Source organism: Promicromonospora sp. MEB111 (assembly GCF_030209445.1).
Taxonomy (GTDB): Bacteria; Actinomycetota; Actinomycetes; order Actinomycetales; family Cellulomonadaceae; genus Promicromonospora.
In genome coordinates, this window is record NZ_JARVSD010000009.1 from 73,312 (window position 1) to 96,268 (window position 22,957).

General features: G+C 69.1%; 31 protein-coding genes and 1 pseudogene. 17 read left to right on the forward strand and 15 right to left on the reverse strand.

Features of this window, described 5'->3' with window-relative positions:
• Positions 1–109: 109 nt before the first annotated feature.
• The 8 genes and pseudogenes from QRN56_RS11420 to QRN56_RS11455 all read left to right on the forward strand — a co-directional run bounded on the left by QRN56_RS11420 (position 110) and on the right by QRN56_RS11455 (position 6,960).
• Positions 110–511, forward strand: coding sequence for a nuclear transport factor 2 family protein (locus QRN56_RS11420; RefSeq protein ID WP_285103293.1), 402 nt, complete (start codon positions 110–112; stop codon positions 509–511).
• 55 nt (positions 512–566) lie between these two features.
• Positions 567–1,037 (forward strand): nuclear transport factor 2 family protein, encoded by a 471-nt coding sequence (locus QRN56_RS11425; protein WP_285103295.1) that lies wholly within the window; start codon positions 567–569, stop codon positions 1,035–1,037.
• Between the two features lie 217 nt (positions 1,038–1,254).
• Positions 1,255–1,995 (forward strand): SDR family oxidoreductase, encoded by a 741-nt coding sequence (locus QRN56_RS11430; RefSeq protein WP_285103297.1) that lies wholly within the window; start codon positions 1,255–1,257, stop codon positions 1,993–1,995.
• Complete coding sequence (locus QRN56_RS11435; protein ID WP_285103299.1) at positions 1,992–3,464, forward strand: MFS transporter; 1,473 nt, start codon at positions 1,992–1,994, stop codon at positions 3,462–3,464. The genes QRN56_RS11430 and QRN56_RS11435 overlap by 4 nt, the downstream gene beginning before the upstream one ends.
• Entirely contained in the window at positions 3,461–4,066 is a 606-nt protein-coding gene (locus tag QRN56_RS11440; RefSeq protein WP_285103301.1) for an NADPH-dependent F420 reductase, read from the forward strand. The genes QRN56_RS11435 and QRN56_RS11440 overlap by 4 nt, the downstream gene beginning before the upstream one ends.
• A gap of 365 nt (positions 4,067–4,431) precedes the next feature.
• Positions 4,432–4,629: pseudogene (locus QRN56_RS11445) on the forward strand (IS3 family transposase); the annotation flags it as partial.
• Positions 4,630–4,960: 331 nt separating this feature from the next.
• Positions 4,961–6,064 carry a serine hydrolase domain-containing protein gene (locus QRN56_RS11450; protein ID WP_285103302.1) on the forward strand — a complete coding sequence of 368 codons (1,104 nt, stop codon included), beginning with the start codon at positions 4,961–4,963 and terminating at the stop codon, positions 6,062–6,064.
• A 110-nt stretch (positions 6,065–6,174) separates the two neighbouring features.
• On the forward strand, positions 6,175–6,960 hold the full coding sequence (locus tag QRN56_RS11455) for a MerR family transcriptional regulator (RefSeq protein ID WP_285103304.1): 786 nt from the start codon (positions 6,175–6,177) through the stop codon (positions 6,958–6,960).
• A gap of 145 nt (positions 6,961–7,105) precedes the next feature.
• On the opposite strand, the gene QRN56_RS11460 is transcribed toward QRN56_RS11455, so the two are convergent.
• Positions 7,106–7,513 carry a hypothetical protein gene (locus QRN56_RS11460; protein ID WP_285103454.1) on the reverse strand — a complete coding sequence of 136 codons (408 nt, stop codon included), beginning with the start codon at positions 7,511–7,513 and terminating at the stop codon, positions 7,106–7,108.
• 116 nt (positions 7,514–7,629) lie between these two features.
• Here QRN56_RS11460 and QRN56_RS11465 point away from each other — a divergent pair, with 116 nt between their 5' ends.
• A complete protein-coding gene (locus QRN56_RS11465) occupies positions 7,630–7,803 on the forward strand; it encodes a CsbD family protein (protein ID WP_285103306.1) in 174 nt (57 codons plus the stop codon).
• 14 nt (positions 7,804–7,817) lie between these two features.
• On the opposite strand, the gene QRN56_RS11470 is transcribed toward QRN56_RS11465, so the two are convergent.
• From QRN56_RS11470 to QRN56_RS11515, 10 genes are all read right to left on the reverse strand, one after another.
• The gene (locus QRN56_RS11470; protein ID WP_285103308.1) at positions 7,818–8,627 is read right to left on the reverse strand and encodes a GvpL/GvpF family gas vesicle protein; all 810 of its coding nucleotides are present in this window, start codon (positions 8,625–8,627) and stop codon (positions 7,818–7,820) included.
• Positions 8,624–8,941 carry a gas vesicle protein K gene (locus QRN56_RS11475; RefSeq protein ID WP_285103310.1) on the reverse strand — a complete coding sequence of 106 codons (318 nt, stop codon included), beginning with the start codon at positions 8,939–8,941 and terminating at the stop codon, positions 8,624–8,626. Before QRN56_RS11475 ends, QRN56_RS11470 begins: the two co-directional genes overlap by 4 nt.
• On the reverse strand, positions 8,928–9,578 hold the full coding sequence (locus QRN56_RS11480; RefSeq protein WP_285103312.1) for a gas vesicle protein: 651 nt from the start codon (positions 9,576–9,578) through the stop codon (positions 8,928–8,930). Before QRN56_RS11480 ends, QRN56_RS11475 begins: the two co-directional genes overlap by 14 nt.
• Positions 9,575–10,057 (reverse strand): gas vesicle protein, encoded by a 483-nt coding sequence (locus QRN56_RS11485; protein WP_285103314.1) that lies wholly within the window; start codon positions 10,055–10,057, stop codon positions 9,575–9,577. The genes QRN56_RS11480 and QRN56_RS11485 overlap by 4 nt, the downstream gene beginning before the upstream one ends.
• Positions 10,058–10,118: 61 nt before the next feature.
• Positions 10,119–10,421: a gas vesicle protein GvpO gene (locus tag QRN56_RS11490; RefSeq protein WP_285103316.1), complete on the reverse strand. Its 303-nt coding sequence runs from the start codon at positions 10,419–10,421 to the stop codon at positions 10,119–10,121.
• The gene (gene ccmI, locus QRN56_RS11495; RefSeq protein WP_285103318.1) at positions 10,414–10,668 is read right to left on the reverse strand and encodes a c-type cytochrome biogenesis protein CcmI; all 255 of its coding nucleotides are present in this window, start codon (positions 10,666–10,668) and stop codon (positions 10,414–10,416) included. The genes QRN56_RS11490 and ccmI overlap by 8 nt, the downstream gene beginning before the upstream one ends.
• Before the next feature lie 3 nt (positions 10,669–10,671).
• Positions 10,672–11,397 (reverse strand): GvpL/GvpF family gas vesicle protein, encoded by a 726-nt coding sequence (locus QRN56_RS11500; RefSeq protein WP_285103319.1) that lies wholly within the window; start codon positions 11,395–11,397, stop codon positions 10,672–10,674.
• A 30-nt stretch (positions 11,398–11,427) separates the two neighbouring features.
• Positions 11,428–11,916, reverse strand: a complete 489-nt coding sequence (gvpJ, locus tag QRN56_RS11505; protein ID WP_285103320.1) for a gas vesicle protein GvpJ — start codon at positions 11,914–11,916, stop codon at positions 11,428–11,430.
• Positions 11,913–12,941: an SRPBCC family protein gene (locus tag QRN56_RS11510; protein ID WP_285103322.1), complete on the reverse strand. Its 1,029-nt coding sequence runs from the start codon at positions 12,939–12,941 to the stop codon at positions 11,913–11,915. The genes gvpJ and QRN56_RS11510 overlap by 4 nt, the downstream gene beginning before the upstream one ends.
• An 18-nt stretch (positions 12,942–12,959) precedes the next feature.
• Positions 12,960–13,601: a hypothetical protein gene (locus tag QRN56_RS11515; RefSeq protein WP_285103323.1), complete on the reverse strand. Its 642-nt coding sequence runs from the start codon at positions 13,599–13,601 to the stop codon at positions 12,960–12,962.
• A 358-nt stretch (positions 13,602–13,959) separates the two neighbouring features.
• Here QRN56_RS11515 and QRN56_RS11520 point away from each other — a divergent pair, with 358 nt between their 5' ends.
• The 8 genes from QRN56_RS11520 (at position 13,960) to QRN56_RS11555 (ending at position 19,045) form a co-directional block, all read left to right on the forward strand.
• Complete coding sequence (locus tag QRN56_RS11520) at positions 13,960–14,628, forward strand: GAF and ANTAR domain-containing protein (protein WP_285103325.1); 669 nt, start codon at positions 13,960–13,962, stop codon at positions 14,626–14,628.
• A 110-nt stretch (positions 14,629–14,738) separates the two neighbouring features.
• The gene (locus tag QRN56_RS11525; RefSeq protein ID WP_285103327.1) at positions 14,739–15,515 is read left to right on the forward strand and encodes a PAS and ANTAR domain-containing protein; all 777 of its coding nucleotides are present in this window, start codon (positions 14,739–14,741) and stop codon (positions 15,513–15,515) included.
• Positions 15,516–15,715: 200 nt separating this feature from the next.
• Entirely contained in the window at positions 15,716–16,429 is a 714-nt protein-coding gene (locus QRN56_RS11530) for a PAS and ANTAR domain-containing protein (protein ID WP_285103329.1), read from the forward strand.
• Between the two features lie 349 nt (positions 16,430–16,778).
• Positions 16,779–17,282 carry a hypothetical protein gene (locus QRN56_RS11535; protein ID WP_285103330.1) on the forward strand — a complete coding sequence of 168 codons (504 nt, stop codon included), beginning with the start codon at positions 16,779–16,781 and terminating at the stop codon, positions 17,280–17,282.
• Between the two features lie 4 nt (positions 17,283–17,286).
• Positions 17,287–17,748: a phage holin family protein gene (locus tag QRN56_RS11540; RefSeq protein ID WP_285103332.1), complete on the forward strand. Its 462-nt coding sequence runs from the start codon at positions 17,287–17,289 to the stop codon at positions 17,746–17,748.
• Positions 17,745–18,365, forward strand: a complete 621-nt coding sequence (locus tag QRN56_RS11545; RefSeq protein WP_285103333.1) for a DUF3618 domain-containing protein — start codon at positions 17,745–17,747, stop codon at positions 18,363–18,365. Before QRN56_RS11540 ends, QRN56_RS11545 begins: the two co-directional genes overlap by 4 nt.
• 76 nt (positions 18,366–18,441) lie before the next feature.
• Entirely contained in the window at positions 18,442–18,690 is a 249-nt protein-coding gene (locus QRN56_RS11550; RefSeq protein ID WP_285103334.1) for a hypothetical protein, read from the forward strand.
• Positions 18,691–18,754: 64 nt separating this feature from the next.
• Positions 18,755–19,045, forward strand: a complete 291-nt coding sequence (locus tag QRN56_RS11555; RefSeq protein ID WP_285103335.1) for a hypothetical protein — start codon at positions 18,755–18,757, stop codon at positions 19,043–19,045.
• A gap of 29 nt (positions 19,046–19,074) precedes the next feature.
• Here the strand turns inward: QRN56_RS11555 and QRN56_RS11560 are convergent, their stop codons facing one another.
• The 4 genes from QRN56_RS11560 to QRN56_RS11575 all read right to left on the reverse strand — a co-directional run bounded on the left by QRN56_RS11560 (position 19,075) and on the right by QRN56_RS11575 (position 22,896).
• A complete protein-coding gene (locus tag QRN56_RS11560; protein WP_285103336.1) occupies positions 19,075–19,530 on the reverse strand; it encodes a carboxymuconolactone decarboxylase family protein in 456 nt (151 codons plus the stop codon).
• Between the two features lie 105 nt (positions 19,531–19,635).
• A complete protein-coding gene (sigJ, locus tag QRN56_RS11565; RefSeq protein WP_285103337.1) occupies positions 19,636–20,529 on the reverse strand; it encodes an RNA polymerase sigma factor SigJ in 894 nt (297 codons plus the stop codon).
• Positions 20,530–20,629: 100 nt separating this feature from the next.
• The gene (locus tag QRN56_RS11570) at positions 20,630–21,727 is read right to left on the reverse strand and encodes a Gfo/Idh/MocA family protein (protein ID WP_285103339.1); all 1,098 of its coding nucleotides are present in this window, start codon (positions 21,725–21,727) and stop codon (positions 20,630–20,632) included.
• Positions 21,727–22,896: a Gfo/Idh/MocA family protein gene (locus QRN56_RS11575; RefSeq protein WP_285103341.1), complete on the reverse strand. Its 1,170-nt coding sequence runs from the start codon at positions 22,894–22,896 to the stop codon at positions 21,727–21,729. The genes QRN56_RS11570 and QRN56_RS11575 overlap by 1 nt, the downstream gene beginning before the upstream one ends.
• Between the last annotated feature and the right edge of the window lie 61 nt (positions 22,897–22,957).

The following is a 22,957-nucleotide window of genomic DNA, read 5'->3' on the forward strand; positions in this document are numbered from 1 at the left end:
GGAGTTCCCGGCCCTTCTTTCCATGCGCGCCCGGACTGCACGCTGGTGATGCGACACCACACCGGTGCGCTAAGAACCCCCGCGATACGGGCCCGACATGGAGCCACTCATGCTCACCACCAACAGAGCTGTCGCTCTGCAGTTCTTCGAACATCTCTACGCCGGGCGGCTCGACGCCGCACTTGCCCTCATGGCGCCCCAGGCGCAGTACAGGGTCATGGGGCGTCCCGATGACTTCCCCCTGGCGGGCGTCTACAGCAAGGACCAGGTCACCGACCTCCTCGGCCTCATCGGCCCGACGGTCCCCGACGGCGCGAACCCGACGATCACCACGACGATCGCGGACGGCGATGCCGTCGCGGTGATCGGCCACGTCGAAGCCGTCGCTGCCTCTGGCCGTGACTACGCCAACAACTTCGTGTTCGTCGTCACGCTGCGCGAGGACCTCATCACGCAGGTGGACGAATACATCGACACGCAGCACGCCAACGACGTGCTGTTCTCGAACTGATTCCCCCGCTCATCGCACACGATCCACCCACCACGACACGTAGAGGAAAACGGTAATGACCCAGAACATCAAGCAGATCGACGCACGCGACGAAGCCGAGATCCGGTCGGTCATCCAGCGGTACTCCGAGGCGCTGGACGGTCGCAACTTCGAGCGGCTCGCAGACGCGTACACCGACACCGCGACGCTCGAGAACACCTTCGAGAGCTACATCCCGGGCGGGGACGCGTTCACCGGCGTCCTGGCGCGCGGCGCGAACGAGATCGCCAAGGCCGTCGGGAACCTCATGGGCCCGCTCGACGCCACCCAGCACTTCCTGGGCGCGATCCTGCTGGACCCCACCGGCGACGGTGTGCGGACGCAGACGCAGGTCATCGCACACCACCACCGCGGTGGCGGTTTCTACCACACCGGTGGCACGTACATCGACGACTTCGTCCGGACCGAGAACGGGTGGCGAACCAACCGCCGCCTGCTGCACACCTCGTGGACCATGGGTGAGCCCAGCGTGGTCACCGGCGACTGAACGAGCCGAACCAGCTTCCCGCCTGTTGCCGGTCTGAGCAGGCCGGCAACAGGTGTGATGCAAACAGGAGCGCCCGCGCTGAGGACCCTCGCAGGCACGCATCCATCACGGACCGTCCGCCGACCGCTGATCGCCTGCCGTGGGAATAATCCCCAAGACGCTGGCATTGGGCCTTCTATTCGGAGAGGGTCTCCGAATACTGTCCAGGAGGACCACGATGTCAAGCCAGACCCGGCGTACCGCGATCGTCACCGGAGGTTCCCGAGGTATCGGAGCCGCCATCGTCCGGCGTCTCGCCGCGGAGGGAACTGAGGTCGTCTTCACCTATGCTGCAGACCAGGGCGCTGCGGATACCTTGATTGAGAGCATCGACAGCGGCGCCGGGTCGGTCTCGGCAGTGAAGGCGAACAGTGCCGATCGCGAAGAGGTCATCGAAGCCGTCGCCACCGCCGTCCAACGCCTCGGTCACCTCGACGTCGTCGTGAGCAATGCCGGCGGCGGTGTCCTGCTGCCCCTGCGGGAGATCAGCTACGACGACATCGACAAGATGATCGACACGACGGTGAACGGGACCGTCAACCTGGTGAAGGAATCCCTGCCGCACCTGCGTGCGGGCGGACGCGTCATCACGATCGGCAGCGCGAACGCCCACTACACACCGTTCGACTCAATGGCGATCCACGCCCTGGACCGTTCGGCGCTGATCGGGTTCGTCCGTGGCATGTCGCGCGAGCTCGGACCGCAGGACATCACCATCAACAACATCCAGCCGGGCCCGGTCGACACGGACGCCAACCCCGCGGACGGGCCGTCCTCGGACCTTCAGCGGTCCATGATCCCGATCGGTCGCTACGGCACCGTCACCGAGGTCGCCTCACTGGTCGCTTACCTCGCCGGCCCGGAGTCCTCGCTCATCAACGGGGCGTCGATCGACATCGACGGCGGTTTCAGTGCATGAGCGCCGACGGAATCTCGGCGGCGCCCGCCCTGTCATCGCGGGCCACCGCTGTTGCGACAGCCGCGGTGCTCACACTTCAGCTCATGCTCACGGTCGATGCGCAGGTCATGACCGTCTCGCTGCCCGCCATCCAGCATGAGCTCGGCTTCAGCCCCTCGGCGCTGTCCTGGATTCCTAACGCTTACGCGATCGCCTTCGGAGGCTTGATCCTTCTCGGAGGCCGGATCGGCGACACCTTCGGGCGAGCGCGCGTCTTCCTGTTCGGCACCGGCCTATTCGTCGTGGCCTCGCTCGTGGGTGGGATGTCGAGCACTCCCGAGATACTGATCGGCGCACGAGTCGCGCAGGGTGTCGCATCGGCCACCGCTGCTCCGGCAGTGCTGGCGCTCGTCTCCACAATGGCCAAGGACGAGAACGCCCGCAGGAAGGTGCTCGCGTCCTTCACGGTGGTGTCGGCAGTGGGTGCTTCCGCCGGCCTGGTCCTGGGCGGTGTCCTGACGGACCTGCTGTCCTGGCGCTGGGGTCTCCTCATCAATGTTCCCATCGGGATCGCCGTGATCCTCGTCGTCAGAAGGCTCGTCCGAGACGGAGCGCCCCACGCGACAGGCAAGTTCGACGTGCCGGGTGCAGCTCTGGCGACCCTCGGCTCCGTCGCGTTGGTCTGGGGCTTCGTCAACGCCGGCGACAACGGCTGGACCTCGGCCGGCACCCCGTCATTCTTCGGCGCTGCCATCGTCTTCATCACCGTGCTCGTGCTCGTGGAGCGACGTGCGGCGAACCCGCTCATCGCGATCCATCTACTCAAGCAACCCGCTCGGGTCGGGGCGCTCGCCAACATGGGGCTGACCCTCGGAGCACAGGCGTCGATGCTGTTCTTCATCGCGCAGTATCTCCAGCGCGTTCTCGACTTCAGCCCGTTGCTCGCGGGCGTCGGCTTCCTGCCTCTCACCGCCACGATCTTCATTTTCACCAGATGGGTACCGGGCTGGGCCGGCCATCTCGGATCGCGGCCACTGCTCCTGGTCGGCGGCGCACTGCTCGTCGCCAGCTTCCTGGGCTGGTCCGCGCTCGACACCTCGAGCACCTACTGGCACGTCGTCATCCCGTTGATCATCCACGCGCTCGGCTGCGCACTCATCTTCACCGCGGGCACGCTGCTCGCTATGGACGGCGTACCGGACAGCGACGCGGGCTCCGCCTCGGGAATGCTCCAGATGATCCAGCAAATAGGTGGCGCGCTGGGCATCGCCATCGTCGTCTCTGTCTACGCGACGGGCTCGGTCACCGGTCAGTTCGTGCCGGGACTCCAGGCCGCCTTCTTCACCGGCGGCGGTCTGGCCGCACTGGCGGCGATCATCGCGTCCGCCACGGTCGCCAGCCGGCGCAGAAGCCTCCGACCTGAAGCCACAGAAGACACCCATGCCCCCATGCCCACAGATCCCAGTCAACTCACTCGGAGAACATCATGAGAATTGCCATCCTCGGCACCGGTCCCGTCGGCATCGCACTCGGCAACGCTTTCATCGCAGCAGGCCATGACGTGGTCTACGGCTCACGCTCGGCAGGGAAGGAAGGATTGCCCGCACCCGTCACAACGGCAGCAGACGCGGCCGGCTCCGCAGACCTGATCCTCACGGCACTGCCTGGCACAGCGGCCATCCCGACACTAGAGACTGTCGGGGACGACGTGCTCGCCGGCAAGATCGTGCTCGACATCTCGAACGCCCTCACTCCCGAGTCCACGCTCGCCTACCCCAACGACAGCGTCGGGCGCCTCATGCAGGAACGCTTCCCCGACGCCAAGGTGGTGAAGTCGCTGAGCACGATGTACCACGGAGTAATGACCGACCCGACCGCGCTCGGCGCCACAACGGTCTACGTCTCCGGCGACAACGAGGACGCGAAAACGGTCGTGAAGTCGCTCCTGACCGATCTGGGTTGGCCTGAGGCCAGCCAGCTCGACCTCGGCGGCATCGAGACTGCTGTCGGGCCGGAGCACTACACCCCGTTGTTCTTCATGACGCTGCAGGTCGTTGGCACGCCCGTGTTCAACATCAACGTGGTGCACTGAGCCGTGGCGATCAGTTCGGGGCTCTGACCGCCGTAGAACTGTCTGACTTGGCCGAACGGTCCACCCTGGAAGCGAAGCCCGTGGCGATTCGAGCCCCGCAACTAATACGCAACAGACTCAGTCCAAACGGGTCCAGTCACGCCCAGGCCCCTCCCATAGGGTTGCGTTAGCATCGTCCCTGTCAGTTGGGTCATCTCCCGAAAAACCAAGGTAGATCCCGCCGACCCAGACCATTCCGTAGTGGGACAACTCGGGCACAACGAGTTCCAGAGGTCGCAGGTTCAAATCCTGCCCCCGCTACAAAAGTCAGGCCCGGAGATCTGCGGATCTCCGGGCCTGAGTGGTTTGTAGAACTTGAGCACCGCATGGAGTCCTTCTTCGCCCTGCTGTAGAAGAACGTCCTGGACCGGCGCCGCTGGACCACCCGCGAACAGCTGCGGATCGCGATCATCACCTGGATCGAACGGACCTACCACCGCAGGCGCCGCCAGACCCGCCTCGGACGATTGACCCCGATCGAGTACGAAGCCACCATGACCACTCAGGTCGCACTCGCCGCCTGAGAAACCCTGTCACCTATCCGTGCAGCAGTCCCTCCTGCCGTGGAGGTGAGTTTCAGGAGCGGTTGGCCGGGTTCGGGATTCCGCCTTGGTGGGGTCGATCGTGGTTCCGTCCCGGTCGGCCAGGGAGCGGCGGAATCCCTCGATGCGCGGGTCCTGGGTGCGTGGGGGGTCAGATCATCGGGTCATGGTTGGGCTCATCCCGGCCGCGACCCGCGGCTCCGAAAATCGAGTGACGCACGTCACGATTGACCCTGACCTGAGGTCAAGGTGGACGGTTCTCGCATCGGCAGGGCGCCGAAGGGAATCGAGCGCTTCCAAGGAGCGAACCACCATGACCACCACTGTTTCCAACCAGACCGCCGACCGTCTCCAGCTGGCGATCGAGAAGATCGTCGACCCCGGCATCATCGGGCTGTCGGTCCGCGTCAACAACGAGCAGGGTGAGTGGGTCGGCACCGCCGGGGCGGGCGGGAACGTGAAGCCGCCTGCCGACGGGCACATCCGGATCGGCAGCAACACCAAGACCTTCACCGCGACCCTCGTGCTTCAACTCGTGGCCGAGGACAGGATCGGCCTGGACGACCCGGTCTCGGACCACCTGCCCGAGTTCGGGATCGACCAGCGGATCACGGTGCGGATGCTGCTCCAGCAGACCAGCGGCCTGTTCAACTTCACCGGCGAGGTCTACGAGGACGGCTCGATCGTGTTCGGCATCCCCATCCCTTACGGCCCCAACGGCAAGGAGTGGCTGGACAACCGGTTCAAGACCTACCGGCCACAGGAACTGGTCGAACTCGCGCTGTCCAAGCCTGCGCGGTTCGAGCCCGGAGCGGGCTGGAGCTATTCCAACACCAACTACGTCCTGGCTCGCCTGCTTGTCGAGAAGGTCACCGGTCGTACCGTTACCGAGGAGATGCAGCGGTTGATCCTGACCCCGCTCGGCATGTCGCACACCGTGGTCCCGGATGACGCGGAGATCGCTGAGCCGCACGCCCACGCCTACTACCGGTACGACGAGGACGGCGAGCCGCGCACGGTCGACATCACCCGCCAGAATCCCTCCTGGGTCTCTGCCGGCGGCGACATGATCTCGACCACCGAGGACCTTCACACGTTCATCGCCGCGCTCACCGGCGGCAAGCTCCTCCCGGACGAACTGCGCGAGGAGATGTTCACCCCACGTGCGACGGGCATCCCGAACATGGACTACGGGCTGGGGGTGTTCGTGCTGACCACCGACGACGGTGCCACCGTGATCTCCCACAACGGCGCCGCGGTGGGCCACGCGGCGCTCATGTACGCCACCCCCGACGGGTCCAAGACCCTGACCGCCGCGCTGAACTGCGTGGACGACGCGAACCTCACCGTCGCCGCGGCGTTCCAGGGCGCCCAGCAGCGCCTCCTCAACGAGGTATTCGGCAGCAGGCCCGCGTAGACCAAGAGAACCGTCGCCGCGCCGAGCTCGCCGAGCCCGGCGCGGCCGGTCCCCGCACCCCGCAGTGGCACACGCGATCAGCGCCCCCGGACACTTGGCAGGATGAGCAGATGCACAACGGAGTCACGATCGGCCAGGCAGCCGCGTTCGTTGGCATCACGATCAAGACGGTCCGGCATTATCACAAGCTCGGCCTGGTCACCGAACCCCAACGCGACGGCTCCGGATACCGGCGGTACGGATCGGACGACCTGCTCAGGCTGGTGCAAGTCCGGACCCTGGCCGCCGCCGGGGTACCGCTGGCCGAGATCGGACCCCTGCTCGACGCCGACTCCGCGCTGTTCGCCTCCGCGCTCGTCCAGGTCGAACGACGGCTCGACGAACACATCGCGGAACTGACCGCGCGGCGCGCCATGCTGCACCGCCTCGCCGACGGCGACCGGGCACTGCTGCCCGACCGCGCCGTGGCCCTGCTGGACCGGATGCTCGGCCTTGGATACTCCGAGGACGAGGTTGCGGCCACCAGGGAGGGCTGGGTGCTGGCACGGGCTCTGGTCCCCGAAGGCTTCGACGACTACCTCGCCCAGTTCGAGCACGCCCTGCAAGACACCAGGCTCATCGCCCTGACCAGGCGCATCGCCGAAGCCGCGACCTGGGAAGCGGACGACCCCCGCATCGACCGTCTCGCCGCCGATGCGGCCGACCACTACCTGGCCGACCCCGCACTGCTCAAGACCGTCACCAGCATGCAGGCACGGACCGACACCGCGCCCCGGTACGCGATGATCGCCCGCCACGGAGACAAGCCGACACCGGCCATGGCGCGACTGTCCGCACTCTTCGAGTCCAGACTCCGCGCCGCCGGCATCCGCATCCCGAGGTCCGACCCCCGTTGACGGCGAAGCGAATCGGCCACTTCCACGTCGATGCTCGCAAACGCAGAGGAGACAAACCAAGTGCCGGGCCGTAGCGTGCGCAGCCTGCACGACCAAGGCCCGGCCGAGACCCTGTTGAGGGTCGGCCGGGCCCCGATGGTCGCGGTTATGTTCTGGTACGTCGCGCAAGCCCGACGATCAGGCTGATCACAAGAACGGCCACGCCGATCCAGATCAGGAACTGACCGATCTCGGTCGCGACTCCCAGGATCACGAGCACGACTCCGATGATGATGAGGATGAGCCAGGACGGCATACCTAACCTCCTTGTCGTGGCGACGCGGTGCGCGCCGACCCACAACTCGACATTCGCCCCGTTCGTGCCCACTCGCACCTTCAGGACAATTCTCAGCACTGCTCTCACCAGGAGGGCGGGCTCGACGAGCGAGTGACCGGCGTCCGGGTCACGGTGGAAGAACCCGAGAGAGCCGATGCTCCTGGCCGGCAGCATGAAGTCCGTCGACGTCCCGGTGCGTACGGCGTACAACCAGTGGACGCAGTCCGAGCGGTTCAAGGAGTTCATCGAGGAGCGCGGGGGCGAGACCGGCTCCTGGCGCGGAAGCGTCCACCGAGCGGGTCCGAGACTCGGTTCCTCCTACCGGGGGAACCTCGAGAGAGAGGAAGACGACGATGGGCGCCGAGGACAAGGCCAAGATTGCGGCCGAGAAGGTGGCAGGAAAGGCGAAGGAGGGTGCCGGCAAGGTCACCGGTGACGACGACCTGGTCGCCGAGGGCAAGGCCGAACAGGCCAAGGCGGAGCTCAAGGACGCCGCCGAGCACGCGAAGGACGCGTTCAAGAAGTAGTGCCTTCCACGGACCTACCCCGCCTGGTCGTCGCCTGAGTCGCCGGCCAGAAGGGGAGACAGTCCGAGCACGTCGGCGAAGGAGTACGGCGGCCACGGCCCGAGGAACCGGATCCGTGCCGCCGGCTCCTCGTCCTGGACGGCCGCCAGGACGAGGCCGACCTCGTCCACCGAGTCGGCGGGCACCAGCAGCGAGACGGAGAGGACCAGGGCGGTTCCTGGCTCGGGACGTGCTCGCAGGTTCTCGTCGAGGTCTTCGCTGGCTCCCTCCAGACGCTGGAGGTAGTCGGCGTACCGGTCGCGCGCGGTTGCCGCGGTGATGTCCCGCTCCAGGTGATCGAGGCGCTTGTGCAGCAACCGCTGGACTCCCGGTGAACGTCCCTCCAGCTCGCTCCGCGCCGCGACGACCTCCGGGTGGTTCTCGGCGACCAGGTGATTGTCCAGTCCGATCTCGACGCGCAGCTCGACCCGCCCCTGCAGGGCCGCAAGACGGGCGCGCAGCGGGTCCGCGTGAGATGTGAGCCAGTCCAGGAGTCGTTGTCGCGCGGTGACCTGCACGGTCGGCGCGACGATCACGTTGAAGCTGGCGGGGAGCACTGTGCCGACGCTCCGCCAGACTTGTTCGACGACAGTGCTGTGCTCGACGACCCAGCGTTCGACGTCGGCGTCCGCACCCTGGAACGGCCCGCCGTCGTGTTCGTGCACGACGGCGGTCATGCCCTCGACACCGGTGACCGCACGCAGCGGGGCCCCGGCGATCCCGGTGCCCAGATCATCTGGCTCGGCGATCGCGATCCCGTAGAGGTAGAGCCGGTCGGCGGTCATGGGGGCTCACGCCCGGGCTCTCGGACCCATCGTGTCGGGTTGGCAAGCTGGTCGACGAGGTCACCCACGAGGTCGTCCAGTCCACGTCTCAGGTCCGCGACCGACGCCGCGAGCCCGTGATCGTCCTTGATCTGCTCGATCGCGCTGTCGAGGTCCAGCAGTGCCTGGCCAAGTCGCTCCTGCTCGGCCTCGGTCAGCTCGCCGCCCTCGAGACGCCGGATCGCCTGGCTCTCCAAGGCTTCCTCGATGACCTCCACCAGGGTGACCACGAGGGTGAGCAGCCCGTTCTTGAGGCTCGTCTCATCGACCTGCATCGTCGCCTCCCGGAGTGGTGGGACCGGGCCGGCCGGCATCGACCCGCCACCCGGAGATCTGCGCTCGCAGCGCGTCGTGGAGCCGCCGCGGGTCAGCCGCGGACAGCCGCGCGTGGTCGTCACGGACGGCCACGTGCACCCGCGTGCGGTCCGGTCCGCCGACGCTCTTCTCGGTGCGCAGACCAACCGCGGACACGTCCTCCAGCCGGGCCTGCCAGAGCACCTCGGGCGGGTCGGAACGCCAGACCAGGAGCCGCCGGGAGGTCAGGATGACGGTCCCCGGCCGCCAGCTCCGGTACGGCTCCTCCTGCAGGTGTCCGCCGGCCATGCGCACGACGACCTCCTCGTCGTCCGCGAGCATGGCGTCGGGCGCGAGCGCGTGGCGCGCCGACAGGCGGGTCTGCTCGTCCCAGTCCTGCATCAGACCGTGCTCGAGCATCGTCTCGATCCCGGCCACGGCGGCCCGCAGGCTGACGCCGATGAGTGGGACGTCCGCCACGGTGATGACGAGGTCGAGATCGAGGTAGACCCCCTTGTCGAGCATGACGTCCAGGAGGTCCGGCAGGGTCGCGCGCAGATCGTGCGTTGGTTGCATCCCGACCGAGCGGAGGGCGACCGCCCGAGGGTCGGCAGTCATGACGACGCCTCGGAGTCCCGCCGTGGGGCCCGTGCCGGTTTGCGGGCCGGGCGGTCCTGCTCCTCGATGACGCCGTCGCCGTCATCTTCCGTGCTGCTCAGCTCGGCGTGGTCGTGCGTGCGCTCGGCGAGGGCGCTGCGCCAGCCGCACCACGGGCAGACGTCCTCGAGCAGCTGTGAGCGTGGGGACGACTTGCCGCACTTCGGGCACGTCTCCTTCTGCTCGATCGCGCGCCGCCAGGCGAGCGTCTCGGTGTTGGTCCCGGCCGGGAACTCCAGCCCGTAGCGCGCGGCGGTCTCGAAGGAGGCAAGCGCCGCTCGGATCCGGATCCCCAGCAGCTCCACGCCGGCAACCGAGACCATGATGTCGGCATTGACGACGAGACCTTTGTCGAGCAGGGTCTCGATCACGTTGACGAGCGCCCCCTCGTCGCGTCGCGGCTCCATCGAGCGGCCATGGCCGCCGCCGACCACACTCATGCCCGGTCACCTCCTTCGCCCCGACGCCTCGGCCCGAAAGGCGGTCCATTGTCGAGCAGTGTCACCCGTCGTCGGTGCTGCCGCGGACGTAACGCGCCTGGCGCCGGTAGCCGACCAGCTCGCCGTCCTCGTCGAGCTGTACCTCGTACTCCGCCATGACGTCCGCCGTGCTCGGGACGTGCGGGTCCTCGACGGCTTCGATGACGACGGTGAACGCGTCGTTCTCCGAGTGGATCCCCACGACACTCTCGAGCTTGCGGCCGGTGAGCCCGGCGAGCTGCTCGACGGCCTTGCGGGCCGCACGGGTGGCCGTGAGGCGCGACGGTCGCTCGGCCTCGTCGGCCCGCGTGTCGGCGTCATCCATCGCGCTCCTCCCTGCTGCGTCGGTTCGCCTCGATGAGGCGTGCTGTCAGCTCCTCTTCCAGCGCATCGGCACCGTCGTCGTCGAGCTCGCCGTTCTCGCGCGCCATGGCGACCTCCTCGAGCTGCCGCCGCAGAGTCTCGACGTCGTAGTAGCGACGCTCGGCCTCGTCGAGCACCTGCTGCGCGACCCAGGCCGTGCCTCGAACCGGGGCCAGTGGGAGCGACAGCAGACCGCTGAAGATGCCCATGGGTCATTCCTCGCCGACGAAATCGTACGGAGCCTGCGGTCCGACGAGACGAAAGGTGATGCGGCCGTGGGAACGCGCGGCGAGTCCTTCGAGCGCGGCATCGAACTTCGCCAGCCCGGTACGCCGGACGAGCGCGGCGATCTCCACCACGTCGTCGACCAGTCCGGTCTCGTGCTCACGGACATCCACCGCGAACGGTGTGAGCTCGTCGAGAATGTGAGCGGCGTCGTGTGCCCGCTTGCGGGCGAACCCCCGGACCACGAGCTCGCCCAGGCGGATGCGGGTGTCGTACGTCGCGTCGGTGGGGAGGTCCTGGAGCAGGGCGCGCAGCTCTGCGACCTCGGCGTCCTCCGCGACAAGCTCGGCGAGCACGGCGTCCTGGACATAGCGCGCCCGGACCGTGAGCTGGGCGAGGCCATCCAGACGGCGCAGGTCCTCGGCGAGTGCTCCCCGACGATCGACGGGGAACGCCTCAGCCATGGCCTCCTCGTCGAGTACGGCCGTGCCGAACCTCATCGGCAGGACGGGACGCGCGGCGGCCACGCCGTCGAGGACCGCGGTGTAGGCGCGTATCTCGGCGGGCACCCCGACCACCTCCGCGTCGGGGACCTCGGAGGTGAGCGCGGCGATCTCGCCGAGGCCGACCAGGTGCACATCGCCTTCGCCGAGCCCCGCCTGCTCGGCGGGCACGTCGGTGTCGGGAAGGACCAGCCCGTAGACGTACAGCATGGCTCCTCCGTCCGCCACAAGGGATGTCTGCTAGGTGTTGCGCGTCCCTGACACGCGCCGGCGGGGCCGACGGTGCTCTCGGTTGCGCGCGGGGACCTCTACCTCGTCTTCCTCGTCCTGAGACTCGTCCTGGTCGAAGTCCTGGTCCTGCTCTTCGTCAGCGTCCTCGTCCTCGTCCTTGCCGAAGATGGCATCCTTGGCGCCCGACAGCACGCCCTTGGTCTTGCTCTTCGCCCCGCTCTCCGAGACGTCCTCCATGAGCTCGGGCAGGTCCCGTCCGCCGGACTGCGCGAGATCGAGACGGTTGGTCGCCTCGGCGAACCGCAGGTAGGTGTCGACGCTGGCGATGACGATGCGGGCGTCGATGGTGATCAGCTCGATGCCGACGACCGACACCCGGATGAAGGCGTCGATCACCATGCCCTTGTCGAGGATGATGGTGATGACGTCAGCCAACGACGAGGACGGCGGGCGCTCGACGTACCCCGTGCTCCGGGGCCGGGTGCTCACCGTGGTCATCGCGATCGCCGCCTGGTCCCGGACTCTTTGTCCTCGTCCACGTCCTCGCCCTCTTCTGCTTCTTCTTCGCCCTCTTCTTCTTCGGCCTCTTCCTCGCCCTCTTCTTCCTCCTGCTCGTCGCGGTCGGCCCGCTCGTCCTCGACGACCTCCTCGTGGCTCCGAACGATCTCCTCGTCGTGGATCTCCGCGCGATACCCCTCGTCTTCCTCGGGATGCAGGACGGACTCGGTCATGACGTGGTGCACGAAGAACTTGAGCTCCAGACGTACCCGCCGGTTCACGGCCCGCCAGATGTTCGCGGTCTTCTCCACGAACCCGTCCGGGTAGTACGCGACGACGATGACGAGACGCGTGAGCTCTTCGCCGAGCGGGTGGAACGTCACGACCCCGCTCAGGTGCCCCTTCTCCCCGGTGGAGCTCCAGGCGACGCGCCGATCCGGCACCTGGTCCGTGATCACGGTCTCCCACTGGCGATGGGACCAGAGCACCTTGCCCCTGAGCTGCACCTCACCCGAGTCCTCGTCGAGCTCCGTGTGCTCGACCTTCTTCATGAACTCGGGCCACTTCTCGTACGAGGTCCACGCGTTGAAGACGACCTCGACCGGGGCTCCGACGTCGATGGACTCGACGATGTTGTTGAAGTCGAACGTGCCGCCGTCTCCGTCTCCGCCGCCGTTCCCGCCACCGAAGACTCCGGTGACCTTCTCCTTGACACCGGCGACGGCGGCGGACAGCCCCGCCTTGGCCGGCGACGCGCCCTGCGCGAGCTCTTCGGCGCCCTTTGCGGCGGCGGCCGCCTTGGCCCCGCCGGCATCTGCGCCGGACCCGTTCGCGTACTGGGTGAGGCGGTCGGTCAACCCACCGACCTTGTCCGTCAGGTTGTCGACTGCATGGTTGGCAAGTGACTTGACGTAGTTTCCAGCCGATTCCCGGAGTGCAGCCAATGGTTGCGGACCGGCGTCAGCCTTGGTGTCGGACGACGTGTTGTCCATGGGAGTTGCTCCTTCCCGGCGCCGCAGCCGCACGGTGCCGAGTTCGTCGAACTACCGGGAGCTCGGCTTTCTCGTCGAGGTCCCGCTTGTCGATTTCCTGGTTGATGCGGTTCCTGACGACTTCTTGCCGCGCCCACCGGACGTGGCCTTGCGCGATCCGCCCTCGCCGGATGTGCGCGACGAGCGGGAGGTCTCCTTCGGTTCCGACCGCCGCTGCCGGGGAGCTGACCTTGCCGCTGCCGGCTCGTCGTCCGGCTCGTCCGGCTCGTTTGGCTCGTCCGAGGGCTCTTCCTCTTCGGTCTCCTCAGGTGGAACTTCGTCCCCGGCTTCGTCAGCCGGCTCGGGGGACTCGTCCGGCTGGTCGGTGGGTTCGTCCTCCTCGGGCCCCCGCGCGGAAGGTGGTGCACCCGTGCGCTTCTCGAGGTTGGAGACGAGCCCGTCGACCCGTTTGGCGGCTGCCGCGACCACGGCGGTCTTCCCCGCGTCGACCAGTCGGCCGGACAGCTCGTCGGTGAGCTTCTTGACGGCTGGTGAGGCGAGGACAGAGCTGCCTGTCTTGAGGAGGTCGGGGTTGGCGCGCAGTTCTCTGACTGCGAGAGCGCCGGCTGCGGCCAGCGCCAGCTTCATGCGCTTGGTTCGTCCCAGCAGGTACCCGGTGAGCAGGACCGCTGCGATCTTGAGCTTGTCGTCCATGCTGAATCCCTATAGACCCGGGAGGTGCGAGCAGCGCGTCGTCGCGTTGCGGGGGGTCCGAATTTTCAGGCTAACACCGCCGGATTTGACTCGCGCACCGGGCGGCAGGGTGACGTTTCGACCGGCACCTGGTCCGTGATCGGAGCCCTGGCACGTGTCCGGTGCACCGGTCTGACGTGCGCTTTCGTCCGTCGAGCGGTTGATCACGGCGCTGGTGCGAGCGTCGCCCGGCAGCCGTACCGTCGTAGGGTGGTGCGCGCGCCATCCGGACCGGGAACCGACGAGCGACAGGCAAGCAAACCGTCAGGGACACGGTTGCAGCGCGAGACCGAAGCCGAGCGAAGGTGGTGACGGCCGGTTGGACCGGACAGAGCTGCTGGGCTTGTTCGCGCGGTCCCTCGCCAAGGTCGATACCGACCACCCGTTGGCGATGAGGCTCTGCGAGGCCTGCGTCGACATCCTCCGGGCGGAAGGCGCGGCTCTCACCCTGTCGGCTGCGCCAGGAGAACGGCTGGCCGTCAGCACACCTGGGATGTTCGACCAGCTCGAATCGCTCCAGGAGGTCCTGGGCGTGGGCCCTCTGCACCAGGCGCTCGCCGAGGAGCGGCTGATCGTCATGCACGTCGACCCGGTGGCAGACGAGTACCCGGTCTTCTCTCAGCTGGCCGGATCGATCGTGGACGAGGCGACGCTCTACGCGACCCCGATGCGCGCGGCCGGCCGGGTCGTCGGCGTGCTCAGCCTCTATGTGACCGCTGAACCACAGACGCGTAGCGCGGAGGACCTGGGACTGGTGGCCGATGCCGTCGGGGCGGCACTGCTGGGGGCTGCTGAATCGCTCGACTGGTCGGAGCGGACCCAGATCCATCGGGCCATCGGGATGGTTGTCGTCCAGCTGCGCATCTCCCCCGAGGATGCGTTCGCGGTGATCCGGGCACGCGCCTTCACGCGATCGACCAGCCTGCTGTCCGTAGCGCAGGACGTGCTCGGCCAACGTCTCCAGTTCTCCCTCGATGACTCGGACTAGGCCTCGTCGCCGTCCACCCGGCACGACTGTCCGATCCGTGCGAGGCGATCTACACTCGTTGCCGCGGAGTCATGAAGCGGCTCCAGGTCCGATCGGATCTGGAGGTTCACATGTCGCTCGACACGCGTGTTCCCCTCGCCCCCGTCGAGAACTCCCGGTGCCAGGCACCGCCAGGACGACTGACGGTCTCGGCGGCCGAGCTGACGGCTGCCCTCGGACTCGGTACCAGCCTCCTGGTCGGTCGGTACCGCGTCGACCTGGCGTCCGGGGACTGGTGGTGGTCGGACGAGATCTACACCATGCACGGCTGGAAGCCGCATGAGGTCGAGCCCGGTCCGGACGTGCTGCTCGCCCGCAAGCATCCTGACGACCGGGCACGGGTTCTCCGCGCGGCCAGCGAGGCTCTGCGAACGGGAATTCCGTTCGCATGCGCACACCGCATCGTGGACAAGAACGGGCGCGCTCATTCGCTCGTCGTCACCGGGCAGGGTCGCCGGACCGGCTCTGGTGGTTCCCCCGAGGTCGCCGGCTACGTGGTGGACGTGACGCCGTTCCAGACGGAGGCTCTGAACCGCCGGTCGAAGGAGATCGTGAACCAGGCCTTTGTCAGCCAGGCCGTGATCGAGCAGGCCAAGGGCGTGATCATGGCTGTGTGCGGTGCGGACGAGGCTGCTGCGGAGCACACATTGCGCGAAACCGCGGGCGCCGTGGGGATCACGCTGCGCGCGGCCGCCGACCAGGTGATGGCCGCGATGCGAGCCGAGGAGGCAGCCGGAGTCACGCCGGAGGGGCTGACGCGCGCGCTCGACGCCGTCAGTCCTGTCGGCCGACCGCGAAGCCGCGAGCCGTTGCTGACCCGACGCAAGCACACGGGCCGGCCCACATGATGCCGACCACCCCGACCGACGACCGACGCGTCCCGGTGGTGCGAGCAGCGCCAGGCCGTGCACGCGCCCTGTCTCCTGCCCTCCGGCAGTCTGACGTGTGCTCGACGCGACCTCGGGAGCAGCAGGGGTAGTGGACTCGGCGGAGCGGGCATAGCGTGAAGACAGCACCAACGGCTCGACCTTGCACTGGAGGCTGCTTCGTGAGTTCTGCGCAGACGCCTGACGGCCCGGCGCTCGATGATGAGATCGAGCGAGCGCTCGACGGGGGCGGCCGACCGCCGGTGGGCCGGTACCGGCTTGATCTCGCGACGGGCGAGTGGGCATGGTCGGACGAGATCTACGAGATGCATGGGTTTCGGCCGGGCGAGATCGTGCCCACGACCTCGCTGATCCTCGCCCACAAGCACCCGGACGACCGGGGGCGTGTGGACGGCGTCCTGCGGCGCGCGGCGGAGACGGGACAGACGTTCAGCTCGGTGCACCGCATCCTTGACGCCCAGGGCAATACTCGAACGCTTGCGGTCACGGGGCAGGGGAGACGCGACCCCGGCACAGGACAGGTCACCGAGCTTTTCGGATACTTCCTCGACGTCACCGAGTCGCACCGCGAGGCGGCGTCACGCGAGGCGACGGCCTCCATCCGGGCGTCGGCCGAACGACGTGCCGTGATCGAGCAGGCCAAAGGTGTCCTCATGATGGTCTACGGCGTCGAGAGCGACGAGGCGTTCGAACTGCTCCGACGGGCCTCCAACGAGGCGAACATCGCGGTTCGCGACATCGCGTACTCGCTGGTGCATCTCCTCGCGGCGCCGGACGTCACGCTGGTCCCGACCACTGAGGCGATCGACGAGTTCCTGGCGGCCCCCATTCCGCCGGGTGACGTCCGGGAGATCCTGTCCGAGGACAGTGCCTAGAGCTTTCGCAGGCGCTCGACCAGGTGCCCGCGGGTTGCGAGTGGCAGCCTCGGTCCTACGTTGGTGAGTGGTCAGGAAGCGGCCGCACTGGTGGGCACGGGCCGTCTCGGTCGGTGCTCTGCGCTCGGTCCGTCCGAGCGAGGACGACGACAGGAGTCCGACCATGGGCGCGACGAACGTTCCGCACGGGACAGCGGCTGGATCGGAGAAGTCCTGGCCGGCCGGAGGCACCCAGGCAGACGCCGAGGCGGGGAGCACCGGCGTCCGGGAGAGAATCGGCGACGCTGCCTCGCAGGTGGGAGAGGCCGGCCGGGAGACGGCACACGAAGCGAAGGAACGGGCTCGCGACGTGGTTCACGAGGCGACGGATCGCACCCGCGGACTCGTCGACCGCACACGGACCGAGCTCAGGTCACAGGCGGCTTCCCAGCAGCGGCACCTGGCGACCGGACTCCGCGCCCTGGGGGACGAGCTGGGCCAGATGGCCGACGGGGCCCAGGACCCCGGCTTCGCGACCGACCTGGTCCAGCACGCAGCGGATGCGACCGGCCGCGCCGCGCAGTGGTTCGAGGGCCGGGAACCCGTCGACGTCCTGCACCAGGTGGAGGACTTCGCCAGGCGCCGGCCCGGGCTGTTCGTCGCGCTCGCGGCCGGAGCGGGCCTGCTGGTGGGCCGGTTCGTGCGCGGTGCGAAGGACGCCTCGGATCGTGGCACGGGGGAGGAACGGCCTGATCCGGCCGCGCACGACCGAACGGAAGGTGGGGGGACGCCGCCCGCCGTCCTCGCGCCGTCGGTGCCGGACCCGGCAGCACCGCAGACCACGGGAGGTGAGACCTTTGTCGAGCGCCCCTGATCCCATGGCGCCGCCCGGCGCGGCGCCGCGGTTGCCGACAGGCCAGGACGAGTCGCAGGCGGCCGCGTCGGCCGGCCACGGCTCGCCACCGAGCCTGGGTCATCTCGTCGGCGAGATCAGCCGCGACCTCTCGACGCTCGTCCGCCAGGAGATCGAGCTCGCCAAGGCGGAAGCGGCGCAGTCGGCACGGCGTGCAGGGAAAGGCGCCGGCCTGTTCGGCGGCGCCGGCGTGGCGGGCCACATGGTCCTGCTGTTCGTGTCGCTCGCCCTGTGGTGGGCGCTCGGCACCCTGATGGGCGGAGGCTGGTCCGCTCTGGTCGTCGCGGCCGTGTGGGCCGTGGTCGCGGCGGTTCTCGCCGCGCGTGGGCGATCCGAGCTGCGTGCCATCGACGGCCTGTCGCAGACGGCCGAATCCGTCAAGAAGATCCCAGACGCCCTACGAGGGCACGAGGAGAAGAACTCATGAGCGCCGGCGACCCCGAGGAGATCCGAGCAGACATCGAACGCACCCGCTCCGAGCTGAGTCGTGACGTCGACGAACTCGGTGACAAGGTGCACCCGGGCCACGCGGCACGGCGCCAGGCCGACCGCATGCGCTCCGGCATGGTGCACGTCCGGGACCGGGTCATGGGCACGTCACACGACACCGCGGACACCGCGCCAGGAGCGGCACATGACATGGCCGACCGTGGACGGGAGGCGGCCGCATCGGCCGCCGACTCCGCTCGACGTACAGCATCGTCCCTCGGCGATACCGTCGGATCGGCTCCGCGTTTCGTCCGGGAGCAGACGAAGGGCAACCCTCTCGCGGTCGGTCTGGTCGCCTTCGGTGCGGGCCTGATCGTCGCGTCGCTCCTGCCGTCCAGCCGCGGCGAACGACGCGCCGCCACGGCGGTCCAGGAGAAGACGGCTCCGCTGGTGGACGACGTGAGGTCGGCTGCGTCCGACATCGCGCAGGATCTGGAGGGGCCGGCGAGGGAGGGTGCTGAAGCCGTGAGGGACGCGGCGAAGGAGGCGGCACGGTCGGTCGCCGAGCATGGCCGTGAGGCCGCCGCGGAGGTGCGCTCACGAACGACCGATTGACTCCGGGCGAGCGCAACAGGCCTAGGGCGAGTCGATCATCATCGGTGAGGTCGCCATCGAACGAGCCAAGAGCGTCGTGGCCGTGGTGCGAGGGATCGACGAGCGCACGGCCGAGAAGATGCTGCTCGACGTCGCCAACGAGGCCGGAGTACCGCTTCGCACGGCCTCCGATCAGTTCCTTACCAGCCTCCAGTCCCGCATCGGCAGGGAAGACCTGACATCGGACACGCTGGACAGGGCGTTGGAGGCCGTCGCGCCCGCACAGCTGCCGCATCACGACCGTCTGCGACACGTCCAGCGGTCGAGCACCGGTCGGGCCGCGTGACCTGGGTCCCGGCGACGACGGGCGCCAGACGGCATCGGCCTACGGGTCTGGGACGATGGTCCGCATGACAGCACCCGCACCCCGCCCCGAGCGCGCCTCGCGCCTCGTCCTCGCGGTTCTCGTCGTGCTCGGCCTCGCGCTGCTGGGCGCCGCGGCCTGGGTGGGGAGCCGCCCGGCGGCCTTCGGCTGGTTCGCCTACGCGCCGTTGTCCGACACGACCTACGTGCCGGGCGGCACCTCGTCCCCCGGCACCGTGGCCCTGCTCTCGTCCGCCGGCACGCTCCTGCTCGGCGGCGCGGCCGGCTTCGCCGTCGGACGACGGAGCCGGCCCGCCCCGGACGCGCGGCCGGAGTGACGGCCGGCGCCCGCGCGACGCCCTGAGGCTCAGGCGACGGTGTACCGGCTGGTGATCGCCACGCGGTTGAAGGCGTTCATCACCGTGACGATCCAGGAGACCGCCGCGACCTGGTCGTCGGTGAGGACCGCCGCGGCGCCGGCGTAGTCGGCGTCGCCGACGTGCCCGTCGGCGACCAGGGTGATGGCCTCGGCCAGGCCGAGCGCCGCCCGGTCGGTGTCGGAGAAGTAGCCCGTCTCCCGCCAGGCGGGCAGCACGGCGATCCGGTCGGGGTTCTCACCCTTCCTCAGGGCGTCGCGCGTGTGCAGCCGCAGGCAGAACGCGCAGCCGTTGATCTGGGAGGTGCGGATCCTCAGCAGCTCGACCAGGAGCGGGTCGAGCCCCGCCGACACGGCGTTGTTCTCGGCCTCCCCGGACAGGGCGGTCAGCGCCTTGTACGCGTTCGGCTGCTGCTTGCCGATGTCGACGCGCTGCGTGGTGGTCATGGTTCTCCTCTGAGTCGTCGTGCGGCCCGGGTCGGTGCGCGCCGGAGCGGCACCGGGGCCGCCAGGGAGACGACGTGGCCCGCCCGGACGTGACGGTCAGAGACGTCACACTCGGACCCGGGTGAGCTTGTCCGGGTTGAGGACCCGGCGGTAGGCAGTGATCCGCCCGTCCGCGATCTGCAGCGTGTCCACGGAGTACACCTGGCCCTCGCGACGGAACACCAGCGAGAGCTCGCCCCCGACCTCCACCAGGTCGATGTGGTCGGGCCGCCGCTGGTGGCCGACCCGCACCATGAGCTCGGCCACCCGCTGACCACCGAGAACGGCCTTGCGCGCCGCGAAGACCTTGCCGCCGCCGTCGGTGACGTAGACGACGTCGGGGTCCAGCAGGCGCACGAGTCCTTCCAGGTCCCCGGTCTCGTAGGCGCCGCGGAAGGCATCGAGCACCCGCTCCCGCTCCGCCCGCGACACCCGCGACGTGCGTGGCATCGCGTCCTTCTCGGCGGCCACGCGCCGGCGGGCCCGCGAGGCGAGCTGCCGGGCGCCCGGCACCGTGACGTCGAGGATCTCGGCGATCCGTGCGAACTCGAGGTCGAAGACGTCGTGCAGCACGAAGGCGACCCGCTCCGGCGGGCTGAGCTTCTCCATGACCAGGAGCATCGCCGCGGTGACCGACTCGTCGACGAGCACGGGTTCGGCCGCGTCCGGACCGGTCAGCAGGGGTTCGGGGAGCCACGGCCCCACGTAGGACTCTCTGCGGTGGCGGGCGCTGTTGAGGATGTCGTAGGCCCGGCGGGCCGCGACGGTGATCAGCCAGGCCCGGAGGTTGCGCACCTCGTCCAGGTTCGCGCCGACCGCGCGCAGCCAGACGTCCTGGGTGACGTCCTCGGCGTCGGCCACGCTCCCGAGCAGCCGGTACGCCGCGCCGAACACCGCGGGCCGGTGCGTGGACCACTCGGCACGGAGCCGGTCCTGCCCGGGCAGATCGTCGGTCGCCACGCGGCTGCTCCTCTCGGTCGGGAGCAGCATAGATCGGCCGCCACGCCGGATCAGAAGGAGCGCCGGGCCCGGAGGTCCGGGCCCGGCGCACGAGGGAGGGTCAGCCGATGCCAGCGCCCTCGGCGTCCGGGGTGAGCACCCGGGCCGCGAGCTGGGCCTGGACGCTCAGCTCGGCGGCCTTGAACGCGTGCTCCTGGGTCATCGCGTTCTCGGTGCGCTCGAGGCAGTCGAGGATGAGCCGGCCGAAGTACGGGTAGCCCACGTTCCCCTTGGCGACGAGGTGGTGCTCGCCGTCGCCGTTGGCCAGGAACACATGCCCGGGGCCCTCGTCGGTGCCCACGTTCACGTACTTGCGCAGCTCGATGTAGCCCTCGGTGCCGAGGATGAACGTGCGCCCGTCGCCCCAGGTGCTCAGGCCGTCGGGAGTGAACCAGTCGACCCGGCAGTAGCCCGCCGCGCCGTTGTCCATGACGATGTTGGCCTCGCCGAAGTCGTCCAGCTCCGGGTGATCCGGGTGGTTGTAGTTCGCGATGGCGGCGTGCGTCACCTGCGCGTCCTTGGCGCCCGCGTAGTGCAGCATCTGCTCGAAGTTGTGGCTGCCGATGTCGCACAGGATGCCGCCGTACTTGTCCTTCTCGAAGAACCAGTCGGGGCGGCCGGTGCCGAGGCGGTGCGGGCCGAGGCCCATGACCTGCAGCACGCGGCCGATCGAGCCGCGCTCGACGAGCTGGTCGGCCAGGACCGCCGCCTCGACGTGGATGCGCTCGGAGTAGTAGACGGCGTACTTGCGGCCGGTCCGCGCGGTGGCCTCCCGGGCCGCCGCGAGCTGGTCGAGAGTGGTCAGCGGGGCCTTGTCCGTGAAGTAGTCCTTGCCCGCCTCGATGGCGCGCAGTCCCAGGGCGCAGCGCTCGGAGGTGACGGCGGCGCCGGCGACCAGCCGCACCTCGTCGTCGTCGAACACCTCGTCCTCGCTGCGCGCCACGCGCACGTCCGGGAACTTGGCGCGGAACGCCTCCACCTTGGCCGGGTCCGGGTCGTACACCCACTTCACGGTGCCGCCCGCGGCCTGGAGGCCCTCGGCCATGCCGTAGATGTGGCCGTGGTCCAGCCGGACCGCGGCGAAGGGGAAGTCGCCCGCGCTCACCACGGGGTCGGGTACCGGCTCGGGTGCGTAGCTAGCACCGCTGCTCGCGTTCATCAGATCGCCTCCTGGCTGCTGCCGACGGTGATCGCGCCGGGCAGGTCGCCCACCGACGCGGTCTTCTCGAAGAAGTGGGGCGCACGTGCCACCAGTGTGCCCGTGCGGTAGTACGGGTCGTCGGGCCGCAGCGGCAGGTCCACCGTGCGCCGCTCGATCCCGGCCTGGTAGATCGCGGTCACCAGCTCCACGGCGCGGCGCCCGTCGGCGCCGGTGACGGCGGGCTCGCGGCGCTCCCGTACGGCGGCGAGCGTGTCGCCGATCTGCCCGTTGTGACCCTCGTGCGCCAGCGGCTCCCGGGCCGCGGCCAGCGCCTCGATCTCCGCGACGCGCTCGGCGTTGCCGCCGCCGGGGGCGGGGAAGCCGTTGGGGGAGGCGGCCGAGGCCACCACCTTCCACGGCTGCGAGACGCGGGCCTCCCGGCCCTGCACGACGATCGCCTGCTCCTCGCCGTGGTGCACCACGGAGCTCGTCACCTCGGCCAGCGCCCGGTCGTACTGGAGCACGGCGACGGACAGGTCCTCGACCTCCGCGTTCTCGTGCGCGGCATTGGTCAGCACGGCCGTGACGGCGCGGGGCGCGCCGAGCATCCACTGGGTCAGGTCGAGGTGGTGGATCGCGTGGTTCAGGGTGCAGCCGCCGCCCTCGGACTCCCACGTGCCGCGCCACCACAGGTCGTAGTAGGCCGTGCCGCGCCACCATGCCGAGTTCACCTGGACGTGCGAGACCGGTCCGGCCAGGCCGGAGTCCAGCACCTCCTTGAGCGTGGCCATGTCGTTCCGGAAGCGGTTCTGCGCCACGACGGACAGCACGCGGCCGTGCTCGGCGGCGGCCGCGATCATCGCGTCGCACTCCTCCAGCGAGGGCGCCATCGGCTTCTCGACCAGCACGTCCACCCCGGCCCGCAGCGCGGTGACCGTCAGCTCCGCGTGGGTCGACGGCGGCGTCGTGATGCTCACCAGGTCGAGGTCCGGCTCGGCGGCCAGCAGCTCCTCGATGCTCCCGTAGGCCCGCGCACCGGGCACCTGGAGCCGCGCGCGCTGCTCGGCGGCCTTGCCCGGGACGATGTCGCAGACGGCGACGACCTCGCACTCCTGCGCGAAGCGGCGGTATCCCTCGGCGTGCGCACCTGCGATACCGCCGGTCCCGACGATGCCGATCTTGAGCATGCTTCCTCCGGTTGGACGACGGCGTCACGACGCCGACCAGCGGAACGGTGCGACGTCGCAG

Excerpts from the sequence above, each read along its gene's own strand:
- QRN56_RS11435 (WP_285103299.1), top strand. The coding sequence starts at position 1,992 with ATGAGCGCCGACGGAATCTCGGCGGCGCCCGCCCTGTCATCGCGGGCC.
- ccmI (WP_285103318.1), bottom strand. The coding sequence starts at position 10,668 with ATGGGCATCTTCAGCGGTCTGCTGTCGCTCCCACTGGCCCCGGTTCGA.
- QRN56_RS11465 (WP_285103306.1), top strand. The coding sequence starts at position 7,630 with ATGGGCGCCGAGGACAAGGCCAAGATTGCGGCCGAGAAGGTGGCAGGA.
- gvpJ (WP_285103320.1), bottom strand. The coding sequence starts at position 11,916 with ATGACCACGGTGAGCACCCGGCCCCGGAGCACGGGGTACGTCGAGCGC.
- QRN56_RS11470 (WP_285103308.1), bottom strand. The coding sequence starts at position 8,627 with ATGACCGCCGACCGGCTCTACCTCTACGGGATCGCGATCGCCGAGCCA.
- QRN56_RS11485 (WP_285103314.1), bottom strand. The coding sequence starts at position 10,057 with ATGAGTGTGGTCGGCGGCGGCCATGGCCGCTCGATGGAGCCGCGACGC.
- QRN56_RS11570 (WP_285103339.1), bottom strand. The coding sequence starts at position 21,727 with ATGAACGCGAGCAGCGGTGCTAGCTACGCACCCGAGCCGGTACCCGAC.
- QRN56_RS11450 (WP_285103302.1), top strand. The coding sequence starts at position 4,961 with ATGACCACCACTGTTTCCAACCAGACCGCCGACCGTCTCCAGCTGGCG.
- QRN56_RS11560 (WP_285103336.1), bottom strand. The coding sequence starts at position 19,530 with ATGACCACCACGCAGCGCGTCGACATCGGCAAGCAGCAGCCGAACGCG.
- QRN56_RS11455 (WP_285103304.1), top strand. The coding sequence starts at position 6,175 with ATGCACAACGGAGTCACGATCGGCCAGGCAGCCGCGTTCGTTGGCATC.
- QRN56_RS11440 (WP_285103301.1), top strand. The coding sequence starts at position 3,461 with ATGAGAATTGCCATCCTCGGCACCGGTCCCGTCGGCATCGCACTCGGC.
- QRN56_RS11545 (WP_285103333.1), top strand. The coding sequence starts at position 17,745 with ATGAGCGCCGGCGACCCCGAGGAGATCCGAGCAGACATCGAACGCACC.
- QRN56_RS11525 (WP_285103327.1), top strand. The coding sequence starts at position 14,739 with ATGTCGCTCGACACGCGTGTTCCCCTCGCCCCCGTCGAGAACTCCCGG.
- QRN56_RS11575 (WP_285103341.1), bottom strand. The coding sequence starts at position 22,896 with ATGCTCAAGATCGGCATCGTCGGGACCGGCGGTATCGCAGGTGCGCAC.
- QRN56_RS11430 (WP_285103297.1), top strand. The coding sequence starts at position 1,255 with ATGTCAAGCCAGACCCGGCGTACCGCGATCGTCACCGGAGGTTCCCGA.
- QRN56_RS11475 (WP_285103310.1), bottom strand. The coding sequence starts at position 8,941 with ATGCAGGTCGATGAGACGAGCCTCAAGAACGGGCTGCTCACCCTCGTG.
- QRN56_RS11425 (WP_285103295.1), top strand. The coding sequence starts at position 567 with ATGACCCAGAACATCAAGCAGATCGACGCACGCGACGAAGCCGAGATC.
- QRN56_RS11420 (WP_285103293.1), top strand. The coding sequence starts at position 110 with ATGCTCACCACCAACAGAGCTGTCGCTCTGCAGTTCTTCGAACATCTC.
- QRN56_RS11540 (WP_285103332.1), top strand. The coding sequence starts at position 17,287 with ATGGCGCCGCCCGGCGCGGCGCCGCGGTTGCCGACAGGCCAGGACGAG.
- QRN56_RS11500 (WP_285103319.1), bottom strand. The coding sequence starts at position 11,397 with ATGCTGTACGTCTACGGGCTGGTCCTTCCCGACACCGACGTGCCCGCC.
- QRN56_RS11555 (WP_285103335.1), top strand. The coding sequence starts at position 18,755 with ATGACAGCACCCGCACCCCGCCCCGAGCGCGCCTCGCGCCTCGTCCTC.
- QRN56_RS11480 (WP_285103312.1), bottom strand. The coding sequence starts at position 9,578 with ATGACTGCCGACCCTCGGGCGGTCGCCCTCCGCTCGGTCGGGATGCAA.
- QRN56_RS11490 (WP_285103316.1), bottom strand. The coding sequence starts at position 10,421 with ATGGATGACGCCGACACGCGGGCCGACGAGGCCGAGCGACCGTCGCGC.
- QRN56_RS11515 (WP_285103323.1), bottom strand. The coding sequence starts at position 13,601 with ATGGACGACAAGCTCAAGATCGCAGCGGTCCTGCTCACCGGGTACCTG.